Genomic DNA, 17,511 nt, shown 5'->3' with positions numbered 1-17,511 from the left:
TGCATGCTGACTATTGCTTCTCGCCTCGACGTCATGAACCGGCTGGGCCGGGCCATGGCGGACCCGACGCGCTCCCGGATCCTGATGACCCTGCTGGACGGGCCGAGCTACCCGGCCGTGCTCTCGCGCGAGCTGGAGCTGACGCGTTCGAACGTGTCGAACCACCTGACCTGTCTTCGCGACTGCGGGATCGTGGTCGCCGAGCCCGAGGGTCGGCAGACGCGCTACGAGATCGCCGACCCGCACCTCGCGGCGGCGCTCACGGCGCTGGTGGACGTGACGCTGGCCGTGGACGAGCACGCGCCGTGCTTGGACGCCGCGTGCACTGTGCCGGGCTGCTGCGGGACGGGAGCGGGCGCGTGAGCGCGGCGTGCGGCTGCGACGAGCCGGAGACCCGGGTCGGCGAGGAAGCCGATGAGGAGCAGGAGCGTCCGTGGTGGCGTGACCGCGGGATCATGGTCCCGGTGCTCTCCGGCGTCGCCTTCGGCACGGGCCTGGTCCTGGAATGGACAGGGGCGGAGGTCCCGGCGCTGGTGGCGTTCTGGATCGGCCTGCTGCTGGGCGCGTCGACGTTCACCCCGGGCGCGATCCGCAAGCTGATCAAGGGCAAGCTGGGCATCGGCCTGCTGATGACGATCAGCGCGGTCGGCGCGGTGATCCTCGGCTACGTCGAGGAGGCCGCCGCCTTGGCGTTCCTGTACTCCATCGCCGAAGCGCTGGAGGACAAGGCCATGGACCGCGCCCGCGGCGGGCTGCGGGCTCTCCTCAAGCTCGTCCCGGAGACCGCGACCCTCCGGCGGGACGGCGCGCCCGTGGAGGTCGCCGCGAAGGACCTCCAGGTCGGGCAGCTCATGCTGGTGCGCCCCGGTGAGCGGATCGCGACCGACGGCATCGTCCGCACAGGTCGGTCGAGCCTGGATACCTCCGCGATCACCGGCGAGTCGATCCCGGTCGAGGTCGAGCCCGGCGACGCGGTGTCGGCCGGGGCGATCAACACCGCCGGTGCCCTGGAGGTCGAGGCGACCGCGGCGGGTACGGACAACTCGCTGACCACGATCGTGGAGCTGGTCGAGCAGGCGCAGGCCGAGAAGGGAGACCGCGCTCGGCTGGCCGACCGGATCGCCCGACCCCTCGTGCCCGGCGTGCTGATCCTCGCCGCTCTCATCGCGATCATCGGCTCGCTGCTCGGCGACCCGGAGCTGTGGATCACCCGCGCCCTCGTGGTGCTCGTCGCCGCGTCGCCGTGCGCGCTGGCGATCTCCGTCCCGCTCACCGTCGTCGCCGCGATCGGCTCGGCGAGCCGGTTCGGCGTGATCATCAAGTCCGGTGCCGTGTTCGAGCGCTTCGGCGTGATCCGCCACGTCGCCGTCGACAAGACCGGCACCCTCACCCGCAACGAGCCCGCCGTCACCGCCGTCCTCACCGCCGACGGCGTGACCGAGGCGCAGGCCCTGGCCTGGGCGGCATCCCTGGAGCAGCACAGCACCCACCCGCTGGCCGCCGCGATCACCGCCGCCGCACCCGGAGCCCCCGCCGCCCTGGACGTCACCGAGCAGGCCGGGCACGGCATCGAAGGCACCCTCGACGGGGCCCGGGTCACCGTCGGCAGCCCTCGCTGGCTGGACTCGGGGACGCTCAAGGACCAGGTCGCGGGCCTGGAGGAGCAGGGCATGACCGTCGTCATTGTGCACCTCGACGGGGTCCCGGTCGCCGCGATCGGGGTCCGCGACGAGCTGCGCCCCGAGGTCCCAGAGGTCGTGCGCACCCTCGCGGCCCAGGGCGTCGGGATGACCATGCTCACCGGCGACAACGCCCGCACCGCCCGCGCGCTGGCCGCGCAGGCCGGGATCGGGGACGTGCGCGCCGAGCTGCGTCCCGAGGACAAGGCCGCCGCGATCAGCGAGCTGGGCAGGCACGGCTCGGTCGCGATGATCGGCGACGGCATCAACGACGCCCCCGCCCTGGCGGCCGCGGACATCGGCATCGCGATGGGCGCGACCGGCTCCGATGCCGCGATCGAGTCCGCCGACGTCGCCTTCACCGGCCACGACCTGCGGCTCCTCCCGCGGGCGTTCGACCACGCCCGCCGCGGCAGGCACATCATCAACCAGAACATCATCCTGTCCCTGCTGATCATCACCGCCCTGCTGCCGCTCGCCCTGTTCGGCGTACTCGGCCTCGCAGCGGTGGTGCTCGTGCATGAGATCGCCGAGGTGATAGTGATCCTCAACGGGCTCCGCGCCGCCAGGACGAGGAAGTAGGAGGGATCATCGAGTGCTATAACTCCGATATGCGCTACGAGAACCCGCTCTACCTCGCCGAGGAGGCCGCGGCGCTCGACCTGATCGCGGACGGCCGGGTGGCGCTCGGCGTCAGCCGGGGATCGCCCGAGCCAGCCCTTCGTGGCTGGGAGGCATTCGGCTACGCGGGCTCCACCGATCCGCGCGGCGCCGACATCGCGCGGCCCAAGTTCGAGCGCTTCATGGCCGCGATCCGCGGCGAGGGCATGGCGGACGCCGACCCCGAGCAGTTCGGCAAGACGGGCAAGCTGCGCATCGAGCCGCAGTCGCCGGGGCTCGACAGGCGCATCTGGTGGGGTGCCGGGACGCGGGCGACCGCCGAGTGGACGGCCGAGCAGGGCGTGAACTTGATGAGCTCCACGTTGCTCACGGAGGCCAGCGGCGAGTCGCTGGGGGACCTACAGCGCGAGCAGATCGACCGGTTCCGCGCGGTCTGGAAGGCGTCCGGGCACGACTTCACGCCGCGGGTCTCGGTGAGCCGCAGCATCTTCCCGCTGACGCACGAACTCGACTACCGCTTCTTCGGCCTGCGCGGCCAGGAGTCGGCCGATCAGATCGGCGTCATCGATGGGTTCCGCTCGACGTTCGGCAAGACGTACGCCGCCGAGCCCGACAAGCTGATCGAGCAGCTCAAGCAGGACGCCGCGATCGAGGCGGCCGACACGGTGATGTTGACGATCCCGAACACGCTGGGCGTCGACTACAACCTGCACGTGCTGCAGTCGTTCGCGGAGCACGTCGCGCCGGCGCTCGGCTGGCGTCCGAACACCGACGGCCCCGTGGAACCCATGCCGCTGTGACCCAGCCCTTGGACGGCGTTGACCCCGGCCCGGTACGACCGGCGCCGGGGTCAGGCGTCCCGAAGGCGTTGGCGGCCGCCGCGTGATCGCGCCTAGGGCGCTCCGGCGCGGCCACGGCGAGGATCAGTCGTCCGAACGCTCGTCCTCGAGGGCGCGCTGCGTGTCCCGGGGGTCGCCGGGCGGCCGCCCGCCAGGGATCTGCTTCTCGGGCGGCACCTGCTCGTCGGACACCGCCGGGATCTCGCCACCCTGATCCTTGATGTGCTCGGCCTCCTTGGCCTGCTCCTCGCGCAGCCACTGCGGGGTGGCCTCGCCGATGCGGCTCGGGTCCTTGATCTCGAACTTGTCGCCCACCAGGCTCTTCGGGACGTCGGTCAGGGCGCTTCCGTCGCGAGCCAGCAGCGGGAACGGGTCGTTGCCGCGCAGGTAGTTGACCATCGACTTGATGGTCGCGACGATCGGGACGGCGAACAGCGCGCCCAGCAGGCCCATCACGTAGGTGCCCGCGGTGACGGAGATCAGCACGACGAGCGGGTGCAGGTCGACGGCGGCGCCCATCAGGATGGGGGAGATGACGTTGCCCTCCATCTGCTGGACGACGACGACGACCGCCAGCATGATGACGGCGGCCACGGGCCCCTGGAACGCGAGCGCCAGCACCACCGCGAGGGCGCCTGCCAGGAACGCGCCGACGAACGGGATGAAGCAGAACACGAACGTGATCGCGATGATCGGCACGACGAACGGGATGCCCAGGAAGAACGCGCCCAGACCGATGCCGACGGCGTCCACCGCCGCGACGATCAGCTGCGTGCGCGCGTAGGCGCCGAGCGTGACCCAGCCGCGCCGGGACGCCTGGTAGGTGCGGCGCTGCATGTCGCGGGGAAGCATGTTCACGACCCACGCCCAGACGCGGTCGCCTTCGGCGAGCAGGAAGAACGTCGCGACCAGGGCGACCAGCCCGCCGACCAGGAAGTTCGCCGCGCCCGATCCGGCGCCGAGGACGCCCTGGGCCAGCGACGCCTGGTTGGCCTGCACCCAGTTTTGGATCTGGGTGATCGCCTCGTTGAGTTGCTGCTGCGCGACGGGGGAGACGCCGGCGAGCCAGGTGCGGAACGACTCCAGCTGCTGGCCCAGGACCCGGGAGATGTCGTCCATGCCGGCGGCGATCTGGGCGCCGGCCACGGCGAGAAGGCCGCCGACGACCGCCACCGCGATCAGGAGGGTGCCCGCCGAGGCGACGTGCCGGGGGAGCCGCACCTTGTGGTTCAGCACCACCTGGAGCGGCATCAGCAGGCCGGTCAGCAGCACCGACAGGGCCAGCGGGGTGAGGATCGAGCTGAACATCGAGGCCACCGAGCCCACCATCTGGGCGGCGACCACCACCACGATGATGAGCACCGACGTCAGCAGGATGGCTCGGATGGCGGGGTGCTCGTCGAGCAGGCTGACGCGGACGGGCCTATTGCTGGCGTGGCCGGTGCTGGATGAGGCCATGGGTCCTCCTGGGGAGTCGGGGGGAGTGCGAGCGTCCGTCGTTCGGACGCATAACATACCTATTCATCTTTCCACGCGCGTTGAGAGGGACCAACCAACCGGGTGGCGATTGCCACCCTTTCCAGAGGCCCCTCGCTGGCGGACGACGCCGGGAGGCGACGGCGGTTTGACCCCGCCGCGGTGATGCCGGCCGGAGGCGGGATACTGGCCGGGTGAAACGAGTCGAGCTGCGTCCCGCCCGCCCCCGCCTCCGCCGCGCCTCCCGCGCGCTCGGCTGGACCGCCGCCGGAGCCGCGCTGGGGGCGTCCGCGTTGGCGGGGTTCACCGCGTGGACGATCAGCGGGCCGAAGCGCCCGTGGCCGCCGTACACGTTCACCCCGTTCGAGATCGGCATGGACGCCGAGGACGTCCGCTTCACCTCGTCCGACGGCGTCCGGCTGGCCGGCTGGTGGTTCGAGGACCCGGACGCCGACACCGTCGTGATCTGCTGCCACGGACACCGCGGCGGCAAGGACGAGATGCTCGGGATCGGGCCGGGTCTGCGCCGGGCCGGCCACTCGGTGCTTCTCTTCGACTTCCGCGGGTCGGGGGAGTCGGCGGACGGGCCGCAATCCCTGGCGTTCCACGAGCAGGCCGACCTGCGCGCGGCCGTCGACTGGGTGCGCCGGAGGCGTCCGGACGCCCACATCGCCGTCGTCGCGTTCTCGATGGGCGCCGCCACGGCGCTGCTCACCGCCGCGGACGACGACCGCATCGAGGCCCTCGTGCTCGACTCGCCGTTCGCGACGATGAGCGACGTCATCGCCGCGAACTACCGGCGCTATCACCTGCCGTTCACGCGCCTCATCCCGCTGGCGGACGGGGCGACCTGGCTGCGCTACGGCTACCGCTTCGCCCAGGTGCGGCCGGTGGACGCGATCGCGCGGGTGGCGCCGCGGCCGATCCTGTTGCTGCACGGCACCGACGATCGCGTCGTCCCGTACGAGCACGCGCTGCAGTTGGTGAACGCCGCCCAGCCCGGCGCGGTGGAGCTGGTGACGTTCGAGGGCGTCGACCACTGCGGCGGCTATTTCGCGGATCGTCTCGGGTACATCGCCCGCGTGGACGCCTATCTACGCCGCGTCCTCACAGCAGGCCGAGCTCGCTGAACGCGTTCCACACCCCGTCGTCGAGGACGGCGGTCGTGACGCGGTCGGCCAGGCGCTGCAGCTCGGGGTCGGCGTTGCCCATCGCGACCGACGTGCCGACGACGTCGAACATCTCGACGTCGTTCCAGCTGTCCCCGATGCCGACCGACGTCGGCTGGTCGAGCCCCAGGGCGTCCATGACGTGGGTGATCGCGGTGCCCTTGTTGGTGCCGTGGAGGCTGGCCTCGCCGTTGGAGCCGCCGGGCAGCGGGATGCTCCCGGAGATCACGTGGAACCGGTCGCCGAGCTCGGTCTGGGCGAGCGTGAGGCCGTCCGGGTCGGCGGACGCGAACGAGGCCTTGGCGATGGAGCTCAGGTCGGCTTCGGCGAGCGGGCGGTGCCGGATGACGGGCGCGGGCTCGCTGTCCTTGTCGGCGTCGTCGCGGCCCGATGTCACCATCGCGTGCGCCCCGTCGGACGCGTAGACCCCCTCGTTCGCCTGCAGGAAGAACTCCATGCCGTGGCCGCGGAAGAAGTCGATGAGCCGCTCGGCGTCCGCCCGGGTCATCGTGCGCGACAGGATGAGTTCGCCGTCGCGGATCGCGAACGCGCCGGAGTTGGTGATCGCGCCGTCGAAGCCGATGTCGGCGACCGCGGGGCTGATGTCGGACGCGGAGCGGCCCGTGCACAGGAACACCTGGTGGCCGCGGGCGCGGGCCGCGCGGATGGCGTCGATGGTAGACGGGGCGATCCGGTCGGCCCCGGCGAGGATGGTGCCGTCGACGTCGAGGAAGATCGTGCGGGAGGACGGCATGGGGGCCTTTCGGGGAGCGGGCGGTGGCCGGAGAAACCCCGGCACGCCGACCTTACCGATCGGAGCGGGGGCTGGGCAGCCGGGGCGGCGCGCCCGCGGGTGTCCGCCCGCCCCGAGAAAGGGCGCTCCGTCGCCTTGGCGCGTGCACCGCTTCCGTGATTGCCTATATGTGAGCAGATGATCAGATGAAGGGATGCTCCATGGCCGGGATCGTTGCCCTGGACGGGTGTGCCACCCGCGAGCACGCCACCCACGGGGACGAGCGATGAGCGGGCACTCCCACTCCCCCTCGCACGGCGTCTCCGCTGCCGGCCGTCACCGCTGGCGCCTCGCGGTCACGTTCGGCCTCACCGGCACGTTCTTCGTCGTCGAGCTCGTCGCCGGCCTGCTCAGCCGATCGCTCGCCCTGATCTCGGACGCCGGCCACATGGCCGCTGACGTGGTCACCCTGGGCGCGGCTCTGGTCGCGACGCGGTTGGCGACGATGCCCGACGCCACCGGCCGCCGCACCTACGGCCGCTACCGGGCGGAGGTGTTCGCGTCCGGGCTCGCGGTGTTGCTGATGCTCGGCGTCGCGCTCTTCGTCGGCATCGAGGCGGTCCACCGCTTCGGGGAAGGCGTCGAGCCGGCGTCCGGGGTGATGCTGCTGGTCGGCCTCGTCGGGCTGGCCATCAACGCCGTCGGCATCCTGCTGCTGCGCGGCGGCGCAACGGAGTCCCTCAACGTCAAGGGCGCCTACCTCGAGGTCTTGGCGGACGCCGTCGGCTCGATCGGCGTCATCGTCGCCGGGTTTCTCGTGCTCGCCACCGGGCAGCCGCTCTGGGACACGGTGATCGCCCTCGCCATCGCCCTGTTCGTCGCGGTGCGCGCGCTGCTGCTGGGCCGCGAGGTGCTCTCGGTGCTCGCCCAGGACGCCCCCGCGGGCGTCGAGCCGGAAGAGATCCTGTGCGCGCTCGGCGAGGTGGAGGATGTCGTGGACGTCCACGACCTGCACGTGTGGCAGCTCACCTCCGGCATGGACGTCGCCACCGCGCACCTCGTGACCGCGCACGACACCGCCAACGCGGCCGTCCTGACCTCGGCCGGCGCCGTGCTGCGTGAGCGGTTCAACATCGAGCACGCGACCCTGCAGGTCGAGCCGGCCGACGGCGGAGCCTGTCACGGAACCAACTGGTGAGGTTGGACGCCGCTCCGGGGCAGCCTCGTGCTCAGCCGGCGCGGAGGCCCGCCCACCCGGCGACGTCGCACTGGCCGTGGCGGTTGGTCCCGGCGGCGACGGCCGTCCCGTCGGCCAGCAGCCCGACGGTGTGTTCCGCCCCGGCCGCCACCGCGACGACGCCCGACCAGGCGGCCACGTCGCACTGTCCGCACTCGTCGCCGCCGGCCGCCAGCGCGCGCCCGGCGGCCGTCAGCCCGACGGTGTGCCGGCTGCCCGCGGCGACCGCGACGACGTCGCGCCAGCCTTCGACATCGCACGCGCCGGACGTCCGATCCCCGGCGGCGACGACCCGGCCGTCCTTCGTGAGGCCCACGGTGTGCAGGTAGCCCGCCGCGACGGCGGCGAGGCCCGTCCAGTCGCCCACCTCGCCCTGCCCCCGCCGGTTCGTGCCGGCGGCGACGGCGGTGCCGTCCGCCCGAAGGCCCACGGAGTGCCAGTCCCCGCACGAGACGGCGACGACCTCGCGCCAACTGTCGACGTCGCACGCGCCCTCGGCGCGGCGGCCGACCGCGACCACGGTCCCGTCCCGGCGAACCCCGAGCGTTCGTCGCCAGCCTGCGGCGATGCCGACGAGGCAGCCCCAGCCGCTTACCGCGCACTGGCCGTCGCCGTTCCAGCCGGCTGCGACGGCGGTGCCGTCCGCGCGCAGGGCCGCAGTGTGCGAGCGTCCGGTGTTGCCGAACGCGTGCACGTTGCCGGCGGCGACGGCCACGACGTCCGTCCAACCGCCGACGTCGCCCTCACCGGCCGAGCCGTTGCCGGCGACGACCACCGTCCCATCGCGCCGGACGCCCACCGTGTGGCGGCGTCCCGCGGCGATCGGCGAGCCTGACCCAGATGCTGGTGCTGTCATGGGTGCCCCACGAGACCACGCTCGTAGGCCTCGATGACGAGCTGGGCTCGGTCGCGCGCTCCCAGCCGTTGGAGCAGGGCTGAGAGGTGACTCTTCAAGGTCGAGCGGCTGATGACCAGCGCCCTCTCGATCTCGTCGTTCGAAAGACCGAGCCCGACGAGACGCAGGATCTCGTTCTGCCGGGAGGTGAGGTGAGGGTCCTCGGCGAGGACGCGTCGGGGGCTGTGGCGGTCGACGAGCCGCCGGAGCGCGGTGGGCGCCAGCAGCGCTTGGCCCGAATGGACGGCTTTGATGGCATCGATGATGCCCGGAGGGCTCGTGTCCTTGAGCAGGAACCCGGACGCCCCTGCCTTCAGCGCGCGGTAGACGTATTCGTCCAGGTCGTACATGGTGAGGATGATCACCTTGGTGGACGGCGCGACCCGCGAGATCCGTGCGGTGGCACTGATGCCGTCCAGGACAGGCATCTGAATGTCCATCAGGATGACGTCGGGGCTTCGAGACTCACACAGGCGGGTGGCCTCTTCTCCGTCGCCGGCCTCGCCGACGACGTCCAGCGACGGGTCAAGGCGGAGCACCGTGAGCAGGGTGGCCCGCAGGAGGGGCTGGTCCTCTGCCAGGGCCACGGTGATGCGGGTCACGAGGGCACCGCTGCGGATCGGGCAGGGAGGCGTGGAGAACGAAGCCGCGTCCGCTCGGACCCGCGTCCAGGGTGCCTCCCACCGATCTCGCACGTTCGTGAAGGCCCAGGAGCCCGGTTCCGGTGCCGGGGTGGCTGCGCCATCCTTGGCGTGGGCCGTCATCGGTCACGGTGATCTCCAGCACGTCGTCGTCCCGGGCCAGTTCCACAGTGCAGGGGGGCGGGGCCCGCATAGCGGGCGACGTTGGCGAGGGCCTCCTGGACGATCCGGTAGGTGGCGATCGAGACGCTCGGGTCGTGGATGACGGTGTCGGTGGCGACGACGCTGACCTCAAGGCCGGCGCGGCGGGCCTGCGCAACCAGGTCGCCAAGATCGGTTGCCACGGGGGCGACTGATGGTCCGGACGCGTCCGAGCGGAGTGCCGCCACCATGCTTCTGAGGTCACGGGTGGTGGCACGGCTGGCGTCCTCGACGACGTGAAGGGCCGCCAGAAGCGCGGCCGGCTCGTGGGGGGGTGGCGTAGCGGGCAACGCTGGCGCGCATCGTGATGAGGGCGAGCCCGTGGGAGACGATGTCGTGCAGGTCGCGGGCAATGGCCAGTCGCTCGCGGATCAGTGCGTTCTCGACCGCTTGGGCTCGCAACAGCCGTCGGTACTTGAGGCGTTCGCGGTGGCTCAGCAGGAGTGCCGCCAGGGTCGTGAGGAGGATCGTGACCGTGAGCCAGGGCGCGATGGACGAGCTGGACGCGGAGAGCCCGCTCACCAGCAGCCCGAGGACGAGGAGCGCGGCCAGCCCCGTCGCGACCGTGCTGGGAACCAGCTGGCGAGAGAGCATGCGGTCAGGCTAGTCGGCGCCGATGGCGAGGGCATCGGCCCCGAGGACATCGGCCCTGGGGGCCACACCGATGGGGGAATGCGGCCCGCGGGCTGAAGATTTCCCGCCGCGTTCCGAAGAGGGTCGACGCATGATCGACATCCAAGGCATCACAAAGCACCATGGCTCCCGAGAGATCCTCCACGACGTGAGCTTTCGGGCGGCACCCGGGGCCGTCACAGGTTTCGTCGGCCCCAACGGCGCAGGAAAGTCGTCGACGCTGCGCATCCTGCTGGGGCTCCACCGGGCCGGCGCGGGCCGGGCCACCGTCGACGGTGTCCCGTATTCGCGGCTGCGGCGGCCGTTACGAACCGTGGGCGCGATGCTGGACGGGGCAGGGGCGCACCCTTCGCGGACCGCGCGGGCGTACCTCGCCTGGGTGGCCGCGTCCAACGGAATCCCGCGCACCCGGGTGGACGAATGCCTGGAGGAGGTCGGACTGGCCGACGCTGCGCGCCGCCGCGTCGGCACCTTTTCCCTCGGCATGGGGCAGCGACTGGGACTGGCGACCGCGCTCTTGGGCGACCCCCCTGCGTTGATCCTGGACGAACCTGTCAATGGACTCGATCCCCAAGGCGTCCGCTGGATCCGAGACCTGCTGCGACGACGGGCCGACGACGGCGGAACGATCCTGCTGTCCAGCCACCTCATGTCCGTACTGGCCGAAATCGCCGACGACATCGTCGTCATCGCCGACGGACGGATCCGCGCCACCGGGACTCTGAACGAGATCGTCGCGGGCCACGCCACGCTCGAGGATGCCTTCTTCAGCCTGACCGAGGCCCTTCGATGAGGGTGCTTCACGCCGAGCTGCTGAAGCTCGCGACGCTGCCCGCGACGTGGATCGCCACCGCGCTGACCCTCGGGATCCCCCCGCTCCTGGCCCTGCTCAACGGCCGCATGCTCAATCAAGCGTTGACGACCGGCGACGCGGGCGGCATGGTGACGACAGACCCGGTGGACGAAGGCTTCGGCCAGGTGACCTTCGGGCTGGTCGGGATCGCCGTCCTCGGGGTGACGGCCATCTCCAGCGAGTACGCCCGCAACTCCCGCACGGTCGGTTCGGGACGCCAGATCCTCACCACCGTGTCAGCCTGTCCCCACCGATGGACGCTGTTCACGGCCAAGCTGGCCGCCCTCACGTGCTGGGCCGCCGGGCTGGCAAGCCTGTCGGTGACGCTCACGCTTGTTGCCTCCCGGTGGGCGCTTGGCCCCTGGGCTCAACCCTGGACCGGCACCGACTGGTCGCGGGCCGTGAATGCCGCGTTCTATCTGCTGGCCATGGCATGGGTCGCCTTCGGGATGACCGCCCTCGTGCGCAACGGCGTGATCCCGCTGGCGCTCTTCATCACCAACGCGTCCCTGGTGTCGTTCAGCATGCTGGCGGCGCGGGCGACCGAGTGGGCGAAATACCTTCCTGACCTGGCCGCCTACCCGTCGTTCCTCGCCAGCCATCCGATGGAGCATCCGCTTCCGGCCAGCGTCGGACAGGCCGTCCTCGTCGTGTGGGCGGTCGGCTTCGTCCTCGCCGCCGCCGCGGTCTTCCAGCGACGGGACGCGTGATGGGCGACCACGATGTCACCCTGGCATCCGCCATCGCCGTGGAAGCCAGGAAGGCAGCCTCCCTTCCCCTGATGTGGGGATGGACGCTCACCGAAGTCGTCGTCGCGACGCTCGTAGCCCGCGCCCTCGCCTCCAGCCCGATCGCCGCCGGCTCTCCCGGTGTACTGACGCAGGTTCCGGCCTACGTGATGGTCGTCACCATCGTTGGGGCGGTCTGGCTGGTCGTGAGCGAGTACACGACACGGCAGGTCAGCCGTTCGCTCATCAGCGTGCCTTCTCGCGCGCGACTCCTCGCCGCAAAGGCGGTGGTCGTCACGGGATGGGCGGTCGGAACCGGCTGGATCGCGCTCGGACTGGCGTGGGCGGCCTCGAATGCGTCGCGCGGCGCGGACGTACCACCGGCGATTCTGCTGGGCGGCGTCTATCTGGCTCTCATGGGTCTGATCGCGGCGGCCTTGAGCGTCGTGCTGCGCGGAATGATCGTGAGCCTCACGACAGCGCTCCTGCTGCTCGTTGTCGCGCCGCCCCTCGTGGACGCCCTCACCACCTACGGGCCGTGGCTCCCGACGATCGCCGGACAACGGCTGCTCGACTCCGTCGTCCCCTCGGCAGCGCAGCAGCCGGCAGCCCTCACCCTCGCGATCTGGGTCATCGCGACCTCAATCGGTGCGGCCACGCGCTTCATGCGAAGTGACGCCTGAGCTTCCACGGTGCCGCACCCCGCCACTCAACGCTGCATGTCGACGAAGCGGCTGAGCGAACCCTGAAACGCGACGGGGATGGTGTCGGTGGCACCGTTGCGGTGCTTGGCGATGATGAAGTCGGCCTCGCCCACACGGGGGGAGTTCTTGTCGTAGGCGTCCTCGCGGTGCAGCAGGATCACGACGTCGGCGTCCTGCTCCAGCGATCCGGACTCGCGCAGGTCGGACAGCATCGGCTTCTTGTCCTGCCGGGTCTCGGGGCCGCGGTTGAGCTGGCTCAGCGCGACCACGGGGACCTCGAGCTCCTTGGCCAGCAGCTTGATCTGGCGGGAGAACTCCGAGACCTCGAGCTGGCGGCTCTCGACCTTCTTGCCCGACGACATCAGCTGCATGTAGTCGATGACGACGAGCCGCAGGTCGAAGCGCTGCTTGAGCCGGCGGGCCTTGGCGCGGATCTCCATCATCGTCAGGTTGGGGGAGTCGTCGATGAACAGCGGCGCCTGGGACACCTGCGCCGTCTTCGCCGCGATGCGCGCCCAGTCCTCCTCCTTCATCTCGCCCTTGCGGATGTGGTTCAGCGGCACGGACGCCTCCGCGCTCATCAGCCGCATCACGATCTCGGACTTCGTCATCTCGAGGCTGAAGAAGACGCTGCAGAGCCCGTGCTTGATGGCGGCGCTGCGCGCGAAGTCGAGGCCGAGGGTCGACTTACCCATACCGGGCCGGGCGGCGACGATGATCATCTGGCCGGCGTGCAGGCCGTTGGTCAGGTGGTCGAGGTCGATGAACCCCGTCGGGACGCCCGACATGACGCCGTGCTGGCTCAGCGACTCCATCTCGTCGAGCGTGATCTCGACGAGCTCGCTCAGCGGCTGGTAGTCGTCGCTGGTCTTGCCCTCGGCCACCTCGTAGACGACCTGCTGGGCCCGGTCGACGATGCCGTTGACGTCGCCCTCGGCCTGGTAGCCCATCTGCGAGATCTTCATGGACGCGTCGACGAGCCGGCGCAGCGTCGCCTTGTCGCGGACGATCTCGGCGTAGTACGTCGCGTTCGCCGTGACCGACACGCTCGAGACGAGCTCGTGCAGGTAGATGTGGCCACCGACCTGGGACAGTTGGCCGCGCTTGCCGAGGGTGTCGGCGACGGTGATCGCGTCGGCGGGCTCGCCCCGGCCGTACAGATCCATGACCGCGTCGAAGATGTACTCGTGCGCGGGCCGATAGAAGTCACGGCCCTTGAGGATCTCGGTGACCTCGCCGATGGCGTCCTTGCTGAGCAGCATCGCGCCGAGAACGCTTTGTTCAGCAGGCAGGTCTTGAGGCGGCGTCCGGTCGGCGTAGCCGCCTCGTTGCTCGCCGAACGCGACCACATTCTCCGCGGACATCGCACTCCTCGACACTGGACACCTGGACGACTTCACCCTGCCCCGCGGCTCCGACATTTCTTCGTGCGAGCGCGGCGCGAGCCACGAGAGCCGCGTCCTGTGGGGGCAGGTTCCCCGGCGGTGGATCAGCGATCCGGCTGCCGGGTCCGCTCAAGCTAGCCTCTTGCGAGGGGTGTCTCCAAACCCGTTCCCCACACCCCCTGTGGATAACCTGGGGATCCTTGTGGAGACGCGCGGCCAGCCTGTGAACGACGCGGTGTAGTAACACCCTCATTGTGGGGCATATGAAGACAAAAAGCCCTCTGGCTAGGAGTTACCCTGCGCCCAGGGTGTGGATGACGACCTGTCATTCACTTAATGGGGAGGCAAACATTCGGTTGACAGTGGCCCCGGGGGGTGTGCTATCGGGTGGAAATCTTCTCGTCATCCACAGGTGATCCACCGGCGCGGGGTGGAAATCGAATACCCCCTGGGGGTAAACTGACTGGGGTAAGGAGGCGGATAGCCGATGACCGACCACAAGTCGACAACTGCAGATTCTTCTGTCCCGAGCGCGGATGGCGCTGCGGGTCACCCGCAGGGGGAACACGGCTCGGAGTGGCACGATCCAGCTGTGGGGCACGCCTACATCGGCAACAAGGAGGGCTACCTTCGTCGGCTGCGCCGCATCGAGGGGCAGGCTCGCGGCATCGCCCGCATGGTTGACGAAGAGCAGTACTGCATCGACATCCTCACCCAGATCTCCGCGACCACCAAGGCGCTGCAGTCCGTGGCGCTGGGTCTGCTCGAAGACCACATGAACCACTGCGTCGTCGCAGCCGCCCAGGCCGGCGGCGACGAGGCCGAGGAGAAGGTCGCCGAGGCGTCCGAGGCCATCGCGCGCCTCGTGCGCTCCTGACCGCCAGACATTCCACGATTCGAAGGAGAACGACGATGGTTGACCTGAACATCAAGGACGCCCACGCGAGCGGCGGCTGCGGCTGCGGTGGCCATGGCAACGGCGGCGGCTGCGGGTGCGGCGGCCACCAGGGCGAGGCCAGGGTCCAGCAGTCCGCTTCCACCTGCGCGTGCGGTGCCGACTGCACCTGTGGCTGCCAGGACGGTAAGCCCTGTACCTGCGGCCAGCAGTCCGAGGCGTCCACGGACGTCGCCGGCGCGAGCGTCGCGCAGTACACCGTCTCCGGCATGACCTGCGAGCACTGCGTCAGGGCCGTCACCGAGGAGGTCTCGGCGATCGACGGCGTTACGGACGTGAAGGTCGACCTCGACAGCGGCTCGCTCAAGGTCGCCTCGGACGCCCCGGTCGACTTCGACCGCATCGTCGAGGCCGTCGGCGAGGCGGGCGACTACACCGTCGCCTGACCTCCAGGCCCCCTCACCCGACAACAGAAAAGGGCGCCCGCCCCAGCGGGCGGGCGCCACCCTTGTCGTCCAGGGCCCTCCGGTCCGCGCCCCGAGCGGGCGCCCCACCGGCCGGCCCTCCGTCACCAGCGAGGACCCATGACCACCCACCCGCGCCCGGCGAAGGAGCGTTCGTCGGTCGACCTCGATATCAGCGGAATGACCTGCGCATCCTGCGCCGCCCGCATCGAGAAGAAGCTCAACAAGATGGACGGCGTCGACGCGTCCGTCAACTACGCCACCGAGAAGGCCAAGGTGCTCTACCCGGCCACGACGACGGTGGACGACCTCATCGCCACCGTGGAGAAGACCGGCTACGGCGCCAAGGAGCCGGACCCGGCCGACGAGCCCGTCGACCACGTCGGCAAGCTGCGCCGCACCGCGATCGTGTCGGCCGTGCTGGCGGTGCCCGTCATTGTGCTGTCGATGGTCCCGGCCTGGCAGTTCCCAGGCTGGCAGTGGGTCTGCTTCGCCCTGACGATCCCCGTGTACTTCGTCTGCGGCTGGCGGTTCCACCGCTCCACGCTGGTGAACCTGCGGCACGGCGCCACCACCATGGACACCCTGATCAGCCTCGGCACCACCGCCGGCTTCGCCTGGTCGGTCTACGCGCTGCTGTTCGGCGGGGCCGGCGTCATCGGCTACACCCACCCGTTCGAGCTGATGCCGATGCAGCACGGCGGTGAGGCGTCCATCTACTTCGAAGCCGTCGTGGCGATCATCACGTTCCTGCTGCTCGGACGCTACTTCGAGGCCCGCTCCCGCCAGTCCAGCGGGGACGCCATGCGGGCCCTTCTCGAGCTGGGGGTTGCCGAGGCGTCCGTGCTGGTGAACGGAGTAGAACGTCGCGTCCCGGTCGACCGCCTGGCCGTCGGGGACGAGTTCGTCGTGCGACCCGGCGAGAAGGTTGCCACCGACGGCGTCATCGTCACGGGGACGTCCGCGATCGACGAATCGATGGTCACCGGCGAGTCCGTGCCCGTCGAAAAGGGCCCCGGGGACGCCGTGGTCGGCGCCACCGTCAACGCCAACGGACGCCTCGTCGTCCGCGCCACCCGCGTCGGCTCCGACACGCAGCTCGCCCAGATGGGACGCCTCGTCGAGGAGGCCCAGACCGGAAAAGCGCCCGTCCAGGCCCTCGCCGATCGCATCTCCGGGATCTTCGTGCCCGTCGTGCTGGTGATCTCGCTGATCACCCTGGTGGCCTGGCTCTTGGCCGGCGCCGGGGCCGTCTTCGCGGCCACCGCGGCCGTGGCCGTGCTCATCATCGCGTGCCCCTGCGCGCTCGGGCTCGCCACCCCCACGGCCCTGCTGGTCGGGACCCTGCGCGGCTCCCAGCTCGGGATCCTCATCCGCGGGCCCGAGGTGCTCGAGCATGCCCGGGCCATCGACGCGATCCTGCTCGACAAGACCGGAACGATCACCACCGGGCGCATGCAGGTCGCGTCCGTCACCACCGTCGGGCTGTCCGACGACGAGGTGCTGCGGCTGGCCGCCACGGCCGAGTCGGGCTCGGAGCACCCGATCGCCCGCGCCATCACCGCGGCCAGCCCCACGCTGGGTGCGCTCACCGCCTTCGAGAACGCGCCGGGCGCCGGAGTCCGGGCCACCGTCGACGGCCGGTCCGTCACCGTCGGACGCCACGCCGCCGCCCTTCCTGACGCGCTGGAGACCGCCCTGGCCTCCGCCGAGCAGGCCGGTCAGACCGCCGTGGTCGTCACCGTCGAGGGCCGGCCGGTGGGTGTCGTGGCCGTCTCGGACACCGTCAAGGAGACGTCCGCCGACGCGATCCGTGACCTGCGCGCCCAGGGCCTGACGCCGGTGCTGCTGACCGGCGACAACGAGCAGGCGGCGCGGGCCGTCGCGTCCCAGGTCGGCATCGACGAGGTCATCGCCGGGGTGCGGCCCGAAGACAAGGTGCAGGTCGTCCGCGATCATCAGGCCCGCGGGTTCACCACGGCGATGGTCGGCGACGGCGTCAACGACGCCGCCGCGCTCGCGCAGGCCGATCTGGGCCTGGCCATGGGCACCGGCACGGACGCGGCGATGGAGGCGTCCGACATCACGCTGATGCGCGGCGACCTGCGGGTGGCCGCGGACGCCGTCCGGCTGTCCCGGGCGACGCTGCGCACGATCAGGCAGAACCTGTTCTGGGCGTTCGCGTACAACGTCGCTGCCATCCCGCTGGCGGCGTTCGGCCTGCTCAACCCGATGATCGCGGCGGCCGCCATGGCGCTGTCGTCCGTGTTCGTCGTCGGCAACAGCCTGCGGCTGAACGCGTTCCGGGCGCAGCGCTGAGCGGGGTCCGGCCGGTAGGCTGAGCGGACACCGACGAGA

17 protein-coding genes and 1 pseudogene are annotated in these 17,511 nt (G+C 70.8%); 11 read left to right on the top strand and 7 right to left on the bottom strand.

Annotated elements, in window-relative coordinates:
- Positions 1 to 3: 3 nt before the first annotated feature.
- Genes cmtR through BN1187_RS03590 form a run of 3 tightly spaced genes read left to right on the top strand, consistent with a single transcriptional unit; the run spans position 4 to position 3,100 of the window.
- On the top strand, positions 4 to 363 hold the full coding sequence (gene cmtR / locus BN1187_RS03600; protein WP_040158801.1) for a Cd(II)/Pb(II)-sensing metalloregulatory transcriptional regulator CmtR: 360 nt from the start codon (positions 4 to 6) through the stop codon (positions 361 to 363).
- Positions 360 to 2,261, top strand: a complete 1,902-nt coding sequence (locus tag BN1187_RS03595) for a heavy metal translocating P-type ATPase (protein WP_173424967.1) — start codon at positions 360 to 362, stop codon at positions 2,259 to 2,261. Before cmtR ends, BN1187_RS03595 begins: the two co-directional genes overlap by 4 nt.
- A 29-nt stretch (positions 2,262 to 2,290) precedes the next feature.
- Complete coding sequence (locus BN1187_RS03590) at positions 2,291 to 3,100, top strand: LLM class flavin-dependent oxidoreductase (protein ID WP_040158797.1); 810 nt, start codon at positions 2,291 to 2,293, stop codon at positions 3,098 to 3,100.
- A 123-nt stretch (positions 3,101 to 3,223) separates the two neighbouring features.
- Here BN1187_RS03590 and BN1187_RS03585 read toward each other — a convergent pair whose 3' ends face one another.
- Positions 3,224 to 4,597, bottom strand: a complete 1,374-nt coding sequence (locus BN1187_RS03585) for an AI-2E family transporter (RefSeq protein WP_052462245.1) — start codon at positions 4,595 to 4,597, stop codon at positions 3,224 to 3,226.
- A gap of 212 nt (positions 4,598 to 4,809) precedes the next feature.
- On the opposite strand from BN1187_RS03585, the gene BN1187_RS03580 reads away from it, so the two are divergent.
- Entirely contained in the window at positions 4,810 to 5,745 is a 936-nt protein-coding gene (locus BN1187_RS03580) for an alpha/beta hydrolase (RefSeq protein WP_235750578.1), read from the top strand.
- Here the strand turns inward: BN1187_RS03580 and BN1187_RS03575 are convergent.
- Positions 5,723 to 6,538: a Cof-type HAD-IIB family hydrolase gene (locus BN1187_RS03575; protein WP_040158795.1), complete on the bottom strand. Its 816-nt coding sequence runs from the start codon at positions 6,536 to 6,538 to the stop codon at positions 5,723 to 5,725. The two genes, BN1187_RS03580 and BN1187_RS03575, sit on opposite strands and share 23 nt — an antisense overlap.
- 265 nt (positions 6,539 to 6,803) lie before the next feature.
- Here BN1187_RS03575 and BN1187_RS03570 point away from each other — a divergent pair, with 265 nt between their 5' ends.
- Complete coding sequence (locus BN1187_RS03570) at positions 6,804 to 7,715, top strand: cation diffusion facilitator family transporter (RefSeq protein WP_040158793.1); 912 nt, start codon at positions 6,804 to 6,806, stop codon at positions 7,713 to 7,715.
- Positions 7,716 to 7,746: 31 nt separating this feature from the next.
- Here the strand turns inward: BN1187_RS03570 and BN1187_RS03565 are convergent, their stop codons facing one another.
- From BN1187_RS03565 to BN1187_RS03555, 4 genes are all read right to left on the bottom strand, one after another.
- Positions 7,747 to 8,610: an RCC1 domain-containing protein gene (locus BN1187_RS03565; RefSeq protein ID WP_040158791.1), complete on the bottom strand. Its 864-nt coding sequence runs from the start codon at positions 8,608 to 8,610 to the stop codon at positions 7,747 to 7,749.
- Complete coding sequence (locus BN1187_RS03560) at positions 8,607 to 9,251, bottom strand: response regulator transcription factor (RefSeq protein WP_235750576.1); 645 nt, start codon at positions 9,249 to 9,251, stop codon at positions 8,607 to 8,609. The genes BN1187_RS03565 and BN1187_RS03560 overlap by 4 nt, the downstream gene beginning before the upstream one ends.
- 158 nt (positions 9,252 to 9,409) lie before the next feature.
- Entirely contained in the window at positions 9,410 to 9,634 is a 225-nt protein-coding gene (locus BN1187_RS14575) for a sensor histidine kinase (protein ID WP_218184557.1), read from the bottom strand.
- A 58-nt stretch (positions 9,635 to 9,692) separates the two neighbouring features.
- Positions 9,693 to 10,085: a histidine kinase gene (locus BN1187_RS03555; protein ID WP_052462244.1), complete on the bottom strand. Its 393-nt coding sequence runs from the start codon at positions 10,083 to 10,085 to the stop codon at positions 9,693 to 9,695.
- Positions 10,086 to 10,215: 130 nt separating this feature from the next.
- Between BN1187_RS03555 and BN1187_RS03550 the strand changes: the two genes are divergently transcribed.
- From BN1187_RS03550 to BN1187_RS03540, 3 genes are read left to right on the top strand one after another with little or no spacing between them, the layout of a single operon-like run.
- The gene (locus tag BN1187_RS03550; RefSeq protein WP_040158789.1) at positions 10,216 to 10,917 is read left to right on the top strand and encodes an ABC transporter ATP-binding protein; all 702 of its coding nucleotides are present in this window, start codon (positions 10,216 to 10,218) and stop codon (positions 10,915 to 10,917) included.
- Positions 10,914 to 11,687, top strand: coding sequence for a hypothetical protein (locus BN1187_RS03545; protein WP_147675063.1), 774 nt, complete (start codon positions 10,914 to 10,916; stop codon positions 11,685 to 11,687). The genes BN1187_RS03550 and BN1187_RS03545 overlap by 4 nt, the downstream gene beginning before the upstream one ends.
- A complete protein-coding gene (locus tag BN1187_RS03540) occupies positions 11,687 to 12,388 on the top strand; it encodes a hypothetical protein (RefSeq protein WP_040158784.1) in 702 nt (233 codons plus the stop codon). The genes BN1187_RS03545 and BN1187_RS03540 overlap by 1 nt, the downstream gene beginning before the upstream one ends.
- A gap of 26 nt (positions 12,389 to 12,414) precedes the next feature.
- Here the strand turns inward: BN1187_RS03540 and dnaB are convergent, their stop codons facing one another.
- Entirely contained in the window at positions 12,415 to 13,773 is a 1,359-nt protein-coding gene (gene dnaB / locus BN1187_RS03535; RefSeq protein ID WP_040158782.1) for a replicative DNA helicase, read from the bottom strand.
- Positions 13,774 to 14,281: 508 nt separating this feature from the next.
- On the opposite strand from dnaB, the gene BN1187_RS03530 reads away from it, so the two are divergent.
- From BN1187_RS03530 to BN1187_RS03520, 3 genes and pseudogenes are all read left to right on the top strand, one after another.
- Positions 14,282 to 14,671 (top strand): metal-sensitive transcriptional regulator, encoded by a 390-nt coding sequence (locus BN1187_RS03530; protein WP_082034472.1) that lies wholly within the window; start codon positions 14,282 to 14,284, stop codon positions 14,669 to 14,671.
- 272 nt (positions 14,672 to 14,943) lie between these two features.
- Positions 14,944 to 15,132 (top strand): annotated as a pseudogene (locus BN1187_RS15080) (heavy-metal-associated domain-containing protein); the annotation flags it as partial.
- 141 nt (positions 15,133 to 15,273) lie between these two features.
- Positions 15,274 to 17,472: a heavy metal translocating P-type ATPase gene (locus tag BN1187_RS03520; protein WP_040158771.1), complete on the top strand. Its 2,199-nt coding sequence runs from the start codon at positions 15,274 to 15,276 to the stop codon at positions 17,470 to 17,472.
- Positions 17,473 to 17,511 lie beyond the last annotated feature (39 nt).

The sequence above is a fragment of the Nigerium massiliense genome (assembly GCF_000826085.1).
GTDB lineage: Bacteria > Actinomycetota > Actinomycetes > Propionibacteriales > Propionibacteriaceae > Propioniciclava > Propioniciclava massiliense.
Note: the sequence above shows the minus strand (reverse complement) of the source record. Positions and strands in the feature narration are given on the sequence as shown.